General features: G+C 66.2%; 10 protein-coding genes. 3 read left to right on the top strand and 7 right to left on the bottom strand.

The window, feature by feature from the left end; translation table 11 throughout:
• Window positions 1–46 precede the first annotated feature (46 nt).
• From IT182_15510 to IT182_15485, 6 genes are all read right to left on the bottom strand, one after another.
• Window positions 47–1,165, bottom strand: a complete 1,119-nt coding sequence (locus tag IT182_15510; GenBank protein MCC6164757.1) for a zinc ribbon domain-containing protein — start codon at window positions 1,163–1,165, stop codon at window positions 47–49.
• Between the two features lie 3 nt (window positions 1,166–1,168).
• Entirely contained in the window at window positions 1,169–2,227 is a 1,059-nt protein-coding gene (locus IT182_15505) for an SPFH domain-containing protein (GenBank protein ID MCC6164756.1), read from the bottom strand.
• Window positions 2,228–2,448: 221 nt separating this feature from the next.
• Window positions 2,449–2,895 carry an SRPBCC family protein gene (locus IT182_15500; GenBank protein MCC6164755.1) on the bottom strand — a complete coding sequence of 149 codons (447 nt, stop codon included), beginning with the start codon at window positions 2,893–2,895 and terminating at the stop codon, window positions 2,449–2,451.
• 92 nt (window positions 2,896–2,987) lie between these two features.
• A complete protein-coding gene (locus IT182_15495; protein MCC6164754.1) occupies window positions 2,988–3,575 on the bottom strand; it encodes a DUF3365 domain-containing protein in 588 nt (195 codons plus the stop codon).
• Window positions 3,576–3,658: 83 nt separating this feature from the next.
• Window positions 3,659–4,744: a cytochrome c gene (locus tag IT182_15490; GenBank protein MCC6164753.1), complete on the bottom strand. Its 1,086-nt coding sequence runs from the start codon at window positions 4,742–4,744 to the stop codon at window positions 3,659–3,661.
• 177 nt (window positions 4,745–4,921) lie between these two features.
• Window positions 4,922–5,614, bottom strand: a complete 693-nt coding sequence (locus tag IT182_15485) for a Crp/Fnr family transcriptional regulator (GenBank protein ID MCC6164752.1) — start codon at window positions 5,612–5,614, stop codon at window positions 4,922–4,924.
• A gap of 100 nt (window positions 5,615–5,714) precedes the next feature.
• Here IT182_15485 and IT182_15480 point away from each other — a divergent pair, with 100 nt between their 5' ends.
• The 3 genes from IT182_15480 to IT182_15470 all read left to right on the top strand — a co-directional run bounded on the left by IT182_15480 (window position 5,715) and on the right by IT182_15470 (window position 8,357).
• Window positions 5,715–7,160 carry a nitronate monooxygenase gene (locus tag IT182_15480; protein ID MCC6164751.1) on the top strand — a complete coding sequence of 482 codons (1,446 nt, stop codon included), beginning with the start codon at window positions 5,715–5,717 and terminating at the stop codon, window positions 7,158–7,160.
• A gap of 127 nt (window positions 7,161–7,287) precedes the next feature.
• On the top strand, window positions 7,288–7,851 hold the full coding sequence (locus tag IT182_15475; protein MCC6164750.1) for a sigma-70 family RNA polymerase sigma factor: 564 nt from the start codon (window positions 7,288–7,290) through the stop codon (window positions 7,849–7,851).
• Window positions 7,848–8,357, top strand: coding sequence for a hypothetical protein (locus tag IT182_15470; GenBank protein ID MCC6164749.1), 510 nt, complete (start codon window positions 7,848–7,850; stop codon window positions 8,355–8,357). Before IT182_15475 ends, IT182_15470 begins: the two co-directional genes overlap by 4 nt.
• A 1-nt stretch (window position 8,358) precedes the next feature.
• Here IT182_15470 and IT182_15465 read toward each other — a convergent pair whose 3' ends face one another.
• Entirely contained in the window at window positions 8,359–8,547 is a 189-nt protein-coding gene (locus tag IT182_15465; protein ID MCC6164748.1) for a DUF2892 domain-containing protein, read from the bottom strand.
• Window positions 8,548–8,732 lie beyond the last annotated feature (185 nt).

Here is an 8,732-nt window from a genome sequence, read left to right as displayed (position 1 = left end):
GTACCCGACGTACCCGACGGACCCGTCGTACCTGACGCACCCGACCTCACCTGTCCAAGGCGTAGATCGCGGCGACGAAGGCCAGGATGACCAGGACGAGAAGCGTGATCTTGATCCAGCTCCACGGGCGGGATCCGGCGATCTCACCCGTGACGCCGTTGACGACGACCTGATAGGACTTCCGGCCGTACACGTACGTCAGGAGCCAGACCGGCGCGAGGATGTGCTTGAACGTCTGACTGCGGTAATTCGCGTTGACGACCAAGTTGCGGTGCGTGTCGCCTGGAACCTGCCGGGCGCACAGGTCGCGCAAGGCCGCGTCCATCTGCTGCCGTGATTTCTGCGCGGCAGCGACGAGATCGATCTGGTACCGCTCGACGGTCCAACCGGAGAGATACCCCGCGTCGTAAGGCACCAGGCCGTGTGTCGTCGGAAAGGGTTCGATCTGCCGCATGCGGCTGGCATCGACGCCGAGCGACGCGCAGACCAGATCGTCATCGAAGACGTGTGAGACATCACCAGACGCCGGCGTCCAGCGCACCTGCCTGACCTGCTTGTTGCCCTGGCGTACCCAGTAGTACGTGCCCGAGTCTGCCGTCCAGTGGGCATCGACCGCGGCGTCGAACGTCCAGTACGGCAAGTAGACGCCCTTGAGCGTATCGGTGAGCGCCTTCTTGCTGAACGCGTTCGGCGCCAGCCACTGACTGCCGTACCACGTCCGCAGAAGATCACGGGCCTTGGGCTCGCTGATCTGGAGCGGCAGGAGCGACTCGGGCCGAAAGGCGTCCTTCACCTCCTCGTACGGCACGAGCGCCGTCGATCCGCAGAAGTCGCATCGCCGACTGATCTTGTCCGGATCGAACACGGAGATGGCGTGGCAACTCTGACACTTGACCGACGTCTTCTCGGCCCGCCACCCGCGGGCCTCGTCCGGGATGCCACGCAGGGCGGCCACCAGGTCGTGTTCGAGCACCACGGTCTCGCTGCCGCGCATCTCAAGCGTGGCAGGCGACGTGGTGCCGCAGAACGGGCAGATCAGCGCCTGCTTGTCAGGGTTCCAACGCGCCTCGCCGCCACAGGCTGGACACGAGAACTTCTCTCGCGCCGCGGCGACGCGATCGACCGTGGTCGACGCCGATGCCTCGGGCCGTTCCTGCTCGGTCACGTGTTACTTGAGGAACTCGGCCAGCGCCCCGCGGGTGATGCGCCACTGGCTGCCAATCTTCTTTCCCTTGATGTCGCCAGCTTCGAGGCTTGCGATGACATCGGCTTCGGACACGCCCAGCGCCTTCGCGGCATCTGCGGGCCCCAGCGTTTCCGGAATCCCAGCAGCCGCAGCCGGCGCCGCACCCGCCGCAGGCGTCGTCTGCGCGCCGAGGCCGCCGGCCTGGTTCATCATCTCTTTCGCGATCGCGAAGCCCACGGCCATCTCCGCGCCCATGCCGCCGGCGCCCGACCCGCCCTTCTCCAGGCCCTGCGCCATCTGGAATTTCACGTAGTCATTGAGGTTGCCCACCGCCGCCATGCTCGACCGCTTGTCGATGGCCGCCTCGACCTCGGGCGGGACTGAAACGTTCTCGATGACGAAGGCCGACATCTCGATCCCATACTTACCGACCAGAATCGGATTGATCAGCGGCAGGAGCGCCTCGCCCAGTTCGCTGTAGCGCGTGGCGATGTCGAGCACAGGCACCTTGGCCTCAGCCATCGCCTCACTGAAGACGCTCACCAGTCGTGATCGCATGACGTCAGCAAACTCATCCAGACGAAAATGATGGTCGGTGCCCGCGACCTCCTTCAAGAACCTGGCCGGCTGCACGATGCGGAAGTCGTAGGTCCCGAACGCCCGGACGCGGACAATGCCGAAGTCCTGGTCGCGCACCATGATCGGATTCGACGTACCCCATTTGTTGCCCGTGAACGGCCGGACCGTGACGTAGTAGACGTCGGCCTTGAACGGGGACTCGAACCCGTATTTCCACCCTTTTAGGCGCGACAGTACGGGAATGTTGTCGGTGGTGAGCGTGTGTTTGCCAGGCCCGAAGAGATCGCCGAACTCCCCGAGGTAGACGAACTGCACGTTCTGCGACTCGCGAACAATCAGCTGCGCGCCTCGCTTGATCTCCTTGTCCTCGTCGGGAAAGCGGTACGAGAGCGTGTCACGCGAGTCGTCGGTCCACTCGATGATGTCGATGAACTGGCTGCGGATGAAATCGGACAAGGCCATGGGCGATACCTCACAACATCTTCACATCTTTACATCCGATATCTTCACATCGGAATCGTTACATCTTCACATCGAAACATCGAATCGGGACATCGGAGCATGGGACAGCGAAACCGCCACATCACACATCGTGAGTCCCGGGAAGAGAATACGCCATCGGCGCCTCAGCACATCGGGGCTCTCGGCGCATGGGGGTGGCCCTTCGAGTCGAAGGAGGTTGTTCATGCCAGGAGTCGCCGAACCGCCTGTTCGCGGAACGCGAAGATGCGCGCCAGCTGGAGGCGCACGACCGGGAGGACCAGATCACCGACGGGCGGCATGGGGAGTTCGTACTGCACCTGGTCCGAGATGGCGGTGCCGTTCGGCGTCGTCTCGAAGCGATGGGTGTGGATCCAGACGCGATACGGTCCCTTCAGTTGCCGATCCACGAACGAATATGGAGGTGTCCAGGCCGTGATCTCGGTCTTCCACGCGACCGGCACGCCGAACAGCCGGAGCTGATAGTCGATGAGTGTTCCGGCCCGAATCACAATAGGTCCGGGCGTCAGGATCCGGAAGCTGAGTTCAGGCGGCGTGATCCGTTCGAGGTTGGCTGCCTCTGCGAAGAACGCGAAGACCTGGTCGAGTGGTCGGGCAACCTCGAAGCGCGTGACCAAGTGGTGCACCATGCCTGGAAGGTGACGGCCGCAGACATGGTTTGGTTCCGCTCAGCCACGATGAACGCCGACCGAGACGCCCCAGGGTGGACTGTCAGCGCCGCCTACTCCCCGACTTCCACCCAGATCCAGCCGCGCAGGTCGCCAACGGCAAAGTCAACGGCCTGGTCCTTCGGATAGGCGGTGGCGAGCACGGTGCCGATCGCCGCGTTGACGGTCTCACGCGGCCCATGACAGGTGACGCAGAAGTCGAGTGTCCCAATCGGCCGGAGCAGCCCGACCCGACCGTTGCCGAGCGCCAAGGTGGCCGGTCGCGCGTCGGCCAGCTTCACACCCGCACCGGCCGACACGGTCGGCACGGCCCACGCTCGAGGAGCGTTGTTCGGATTCCGCAGTCGATGGCTCGTGCGCCCAATGGCCACCTGATACTTGGCACCCACTGTCGCGGTGAGCGCCTGCGCCTCGTCGCGACAGACGGTAACCGCTGCCGCCGGCCCGCCTTCGGTCATCGCCGCCTTCAATCGACCGATCAGTGTGGCTTGCAGTTCCTGGATCGCCTGCGTAGCCCTGGCCACCACAGCCTCGGTGTCAGCGACTGTCGCTGGCGGCGTCTGAGCGTTGAGGCCGGCGAGCGCAGCCCCCACGAGCATCAGAGCCACCACGAGCTTCAGCGAGATTGCTATACGTGGCACCCTTCGCCCCTCCGGCACCTTCAGCACCTCAGCACCGCCCCCCAAGCACCACCAGCACCTTCAGCACCCACAGCACCGTCTGCCTACCACCCTTGCAGGAACCCGCCTTCGTACCAATCCCACAACAGATACACGATGGCGCTCTTCTTTCGATGATCCCGCTGTGTCACAGGCATGCGCACGCCGCCGGCCAGACGCACGTGCTGACGCTTGTTGAGGCTCATCTGCACGCCCGGCAGCACGTCCCACTCAACCGGCGCGCCGGATTCCAGCTCGCGCGCGCCCAGAATCTCGACCATGGGCGACCAGATGCGACCGAACCGGCCCTGCTCCACCGTGGTCCCGACCGCTGCCCGCCAGAACGCTTCCTTCACGGTCCCCTTCTTCAACGGCAATCCCACGCCTGCCTGCGCCTGCAGGAAGCCAGAACCGCCGAGCACCTGACCGAAGGTCAAGAACGGCTCAAACACGGCGAAGCCGCTGCCCAGCCCCTTGTCCTCATTGCCCGTCGGGAGCTTCACCTCCGTCGTCACGCTCACGATGTTCCCCCGCGCGAGGCTGTGCGCGAGCGTGCGTTTATACTCGAGCGCGATGTCACCCAGGCCATTCACGCGGCCATTCGACCCGTCCAGAGACGCCACGGGAATTACCACTTCCCACATGTTGAGCGCCCCGAAACGCTTCTCGTAGTGCACCTTCGTCGTGACGCCAGACGCCGACGATGTCACAGCGACCACGGCCTCGTCTTCGGGACAAGCCTTGGCGGTCACCAACGGCCGCGGCAGGTTCAGTTCGCCGCGCGGCCACCGATCGTCCGTGCAGAACGTCCTGATGTGGCTGATGGCGAGTTGCAGTTCCGCTTCCGAGAACTGGCCGCCCCACGGCGCCATCAGCGGCGAGAATCCGCGTGACGGCCCCCCGTTATGCGCCACCGCGAGGAAGGCGTCGTCGGGCTCACGAGCCGCGAAGGCACAATCGCTGAAGTCCGGTGGCTTGACGATCTTCTCGAGTTCGAGGTTCACACCGCCCCGGCCGTCGGGTCCGTGGCATGTCAGACAGATGCTGTCGTAGACCTGTTTGCCTGTGCGTGTTTGAGCCAGTGCCGGCCAAGCCCCCACGAGCACGAGTGCGCTGGCGAACAAAGCAACGAAAAGACGGCGACGAGTCATGACGGGACGCTCCTCTGCCGTGGGTGACTGCAAAGTTCGCGCCTCTCGTCACGGCCGCCCATCCGGGACGAGACGTGTGCTCGAACACGGGAAAGACGACGGCCGTGGGAAGAATCCCCCGACAGGTCTCGGCGACCTCAGCGGCCTCGGGCTGGGCCTTATGGGATCAGAACAGGATCAGGAGCCGTCGGCGAGGACTCCGAGCGCCGCGCGGTTGACGAGCACGAACCCGTCGCGTTCGGTGATGAGCAGATGTTCCCGGCCCCAGCGGCTCATCACACGGATGCACGTCTCGATCGTCGTGCCCGTGAGGTCGGCCAGTTCCTGCCTGGAGAGGGCCAGCGGAACGAAGATCCCTTCCGGGTGCGGCCGCCCGAACTGGTCCCCCAACTTCAGGAAGAGCCGGGCGAATCGCGACTCGACCTGCGAGCCCGTGAGCTCCGTCAGCCGGTCGGTGAGTTCGATCAAGCGCAGCGACAACCCGGAGAGCAACCCACGAACGAGCGACGGCGACTGCTCGAGCAGCTGAAAGAACGCCTGCCGCGGCACCAAGAGGCACGACGTCCGCTCGAGGGCCTCGGCCGAGGCCGGGTACGGCCGGCCCTCGAACACGGCGACCGACCCGAGGATCTGCCCCGCGCCGCAGAGATGCAGGATGATGTCGCGCCCGTTGGCCAGGCGCTTGAAGATCTTGACGTGCCCTTCAATCACCGCGGCAAACGTCGTGGGCGCGTCACCTTCCTGGAAGACCCCTTCGCCGCGTTCGAAGGTCTGGACGCGGCTGGCAGCGGCCAGCCGTGCGCGGTCTTCCGCGGGGACCCGCTGGAAAATCGGCAGCCGTGCGACAACGTCTGGGGAAGGGGCTGGCACGCCGTCATCATATGGGATCCGCCGCCGAGTTATGATCGGGGTCATACGCACGCACCGCGTCGCGCGGTACGTTGGCTTCTGAGTCCGTCTCGCCATCAGCATGACCCAGCGACCACATCCGATCATCATTCAGGGAGGCATGGGCGTCGGCATCTCCGACTGGCGCTTGGCGCAGGCCGTGTCACGAACCGGCCAGCTCGGCGTGGTGTCCGGCACCGCGCTTGACGTGCTGCTGGCGCGACGGCTCCAGATGGGCGACCCTGGCGGCCACATCCGCCGTGCCCTTGCGCGCCTGCCGCTGCCGGGCCTGGCCAATCGCATCCTGTCGCGCTACTTCATCGAGGGCGGCAAGAGTCCCGACCAACCCTTCCGGCCGATGCCGTTGCACGCCCAGCATGAACCGGCCGAGCTCATCGACCTCTGCATCGCCGGCAACTTCGTCGAGGTCACGCTGGCGCGCGAGGGGCACGCGCATGCCGTCGGGATGAACTACCTCGAGAAGATCCAGACGCCGCACCTGCCCTCCATCTACGGCGCGCTGCTCGCGGGTGTCGACTACATCCTGATGGGTGCCGGTATTCCGGCCAAGATCCCTGGGGCGATCGATCGCCTGGTCAATCACGAGCCGGCAACCTATCCACTCCATGTGGTCGGGGCACAGCCCGACGACGACACGCTGATGCGGTTCGATCCGGCCTCCGTGCTCGAGGGCACGAAGCCGACGCTCGCGCGCCCGGTCTTCCTGCCCATCGTGTCGTCGCACGTCCTGGCCGCCACGCTCCTCAAGAAGTCCAACGGTGTCGTGGACGGCTTCATCGTCGAAGGCCACACCGCCGGTGGACACAACGCGCCTCCACGCGGCAAGCTCCAGCTCAACGAAGCGGGCGAACCGGTGTACGGCGAGCGCGACGCCGTGGACCTGGAGAAGATGCGGGCGCTCGGGGTCCCGTTCTGGCTGGCAGGCGGCTTCGGCACACCGGCCGCCCTGAGGGATGCGCTGCGGGAGGGCGCGCAGGGCATCCAGGTGGGCACCGCCTTCGCGTTTGCCGATGAGTCGGGTCTGCACGCGAGCTACAAACAGGCGCTGCGCGAGCGGGCGCTCCGCGGGACGGCCACGGTGTTCACCGATCCCCTGGCGTCGCCGACCTCGTTCCCGCTGAAAGTCGCCGACCTGCCGGGCACGCTGTCCGACCCCGCCGTCTATGACGCGCGGGTTCGCGTCTGCGACCTCGGCTATCTGCGCGAGGCGTATCGCGACGCCAACGGCAGCGTGGCCTTCCGATGCGCGGCCGAGCCTGTCTCAACCTATCTGGCCAAGGGCGGTCACGCGGAAGACGTCGCCGGCCGCAAGTGCATCTGCAACGCGCTCGTGGCCACCATGGGCCTTCCCCAGGTGCGCGGCCGCGCCGTGGAACCGGCGATCATCACGAGCGGCGACGCCATCAACGACATCGCGATGTTCATGGAGGCCGGGCGCACGGACTACACCGCCGCCGATGTCGTGCGCCTGCTGATCGGTGGCGCCACGGCCAACGCGGTGGCGTAGCGCGTCCATGGAGGCCAGGGGCGTCAGCCCCTGGCGGTATCCCCGGGCTGCCGCCCACTCCCTCCCCCAGGTGAACCTTCCGGCCACGCCCACGACTGTTGGAGTGTAGGACGCGGAAGGGAGCCCCGTGCAGACTGAACCAGACGCCAGAAGCGCCCGGGAAGACGAATGGATCGCCGTCCGCTGTCAGTTGGGCGAGGCGGAAGGGCTCGAGGATCTTATCACCCGCTGGAACGCCCCGCTGGGACGGTACCTGCGGCACCTCGTGGGCGATGACGAGGCCGCAAAGGACGTCGCGCAAGACGTCTGGTTGCGCGTGCTCCGGGGGATCGGTCGCCTGCGCGACGGATCGAAGCTGCGACCGTGGCTGTTCGGCGTGGCGCGGCGGACAGTGATGGACCGCCTGCGCGTGAAATACCGCACACCGGCCCCCGCGACCATCGACACCCTCGACGTGGCGGTAGAGGATCCGCCCGAGGATCGGCACGCCGGTCTCGATGCCCTCGAGGTGGAACTGGCGCGGCTGCCGGTCACCGAACGCGAAGTTCTGACGCTGTTCTATCTGCAGGAACTGACACTCACCGACGTCGCGGAGATCCTCGGCGTACCGGTCGGAACCGTGAAGTCACGCCTGCACCGTGCGCGGCGGCTCCTGCGCGAGGAACTCAACAAAGGAGACTCACGACCATGACGACCACTCTGCCAACTCCGACTCGCCCGCTGATGCCCACACCCGACGCCCACCAGCTCGCGGCCGCCGCCTTGTCGCCACGCACACGCGCGGCCCACGTAGCGCTGCTGCTGGTCGCGTCGGCAGCAGGCATCGGCCTCCTGTCCCTGTGGCTCACCGAACCGTCACTGCCGGCCCGCACACATGCCGCGTTTGCCGTGATGACGGTCATGGCCGCCAGCTGGGTCGCTTACGCCTCGTGGGTGCTTACTCGGCGACACGTACTGTTCGCCCGGCAACGCGTGGTAGCAGGCTGGATGTCCGTCACATTCAGCGCGTGCTTCGTGGCCGGGACACTGGCGGTGGGGGCCACCTCAGGCGGTCGCGCCACGCTGATGGCCGCCGCCCTGGGCGCACCAATGCTCCTCCTCGCCATCGTCCTGCTCGTGCGCGCCCGTCGCGTGCACGCACGGCTGCTCGAACGTCGTCGAGAGCTGGCGACGTCGGCGGCGGACACCGGCCGATGACTCAGCCCTTGAGGCCGGCCTTCCGGAAGATCGTCATCGCCGGGCACCAGTTGGTGAACGCCGACTGGAACAGATTCAAGCCGACGAACGCGGTAAGGCCAAACCAGTACGGGTGCACGAGCACGCCCAAGGCGACGCTCGCCATCACGAAGATTCCAGCCAACAGACGTAGTGCTCGTTCAACAGTCATGGTTGCCTCCATTCATCACCACCCAGGGGCTGAAGCCCCTGGGCTCCACCAGCGAAAGGCGGAAGCCCCTGGGCTCCAGCCGGGATTCCTTCACTTTCGGCGCGGGGCGGTCCTCATGTGCGGGGCCGCTCTTCAGGTGGAGGGCCGGTCTTCAGACCGGCCCAGAGCCCCGGCCGGTCCCGAGG

This window comes from Acidobacteriota bacterium (genome assembly GCA_020845575.1).
GTDB lineage: Bacteria > Acidobacteriota > Vicinamibacteria > Vicinamibacterales > Vicinamibacteraceae > Luteitalea.
Note: the sequence above shows the minus strand (reverse complement) of the source record. Positions and strands in the feature narration are given on the sequence as shown.

Coding starts and splice junctions, on each gene's coding strand:
- IT182_15505 (MCC6164756.1), bottom strand. CDS start 2,227: ATGGCCTTGTCCGATTTCATCCGCAGCCAGTTCATCGACATCATCGAG.
- IT182_15500 (MCC6164755.1), bottom strand. CDS start 2,895: ATGGTGCACCACTTGGTCACGCGCTTCGAGGTTGCCCGACCACTCGAC.
- IT182_15490 (MCC6164753.1), bottom strand. CDS start 4,744: ATGACTCGTCGCCGTCTTTTCGTTGCTTTGTTCGCCAGCGCACTCGTG.
- IT182_15480 (MCC6164751.1), top strand. CDS start 5,715: ATGACCCAGCGACCACATCCGATCATCATTCAGGGAGGCATGGGCGTC.
- IT182_15470 (MCC6164749.1), top strand. CDS start 7,848: ATGACGACCACTCTGCCAACTCCGACTCGCCCGCTGATGCCCACACCC.
- IT182_15465 (MCC6164748.1), bottom strand. CDS start 8,547: ATGACTGTTGAACGAGCACTACGTCTGTTGGCTGGAATCTTCGTGATG.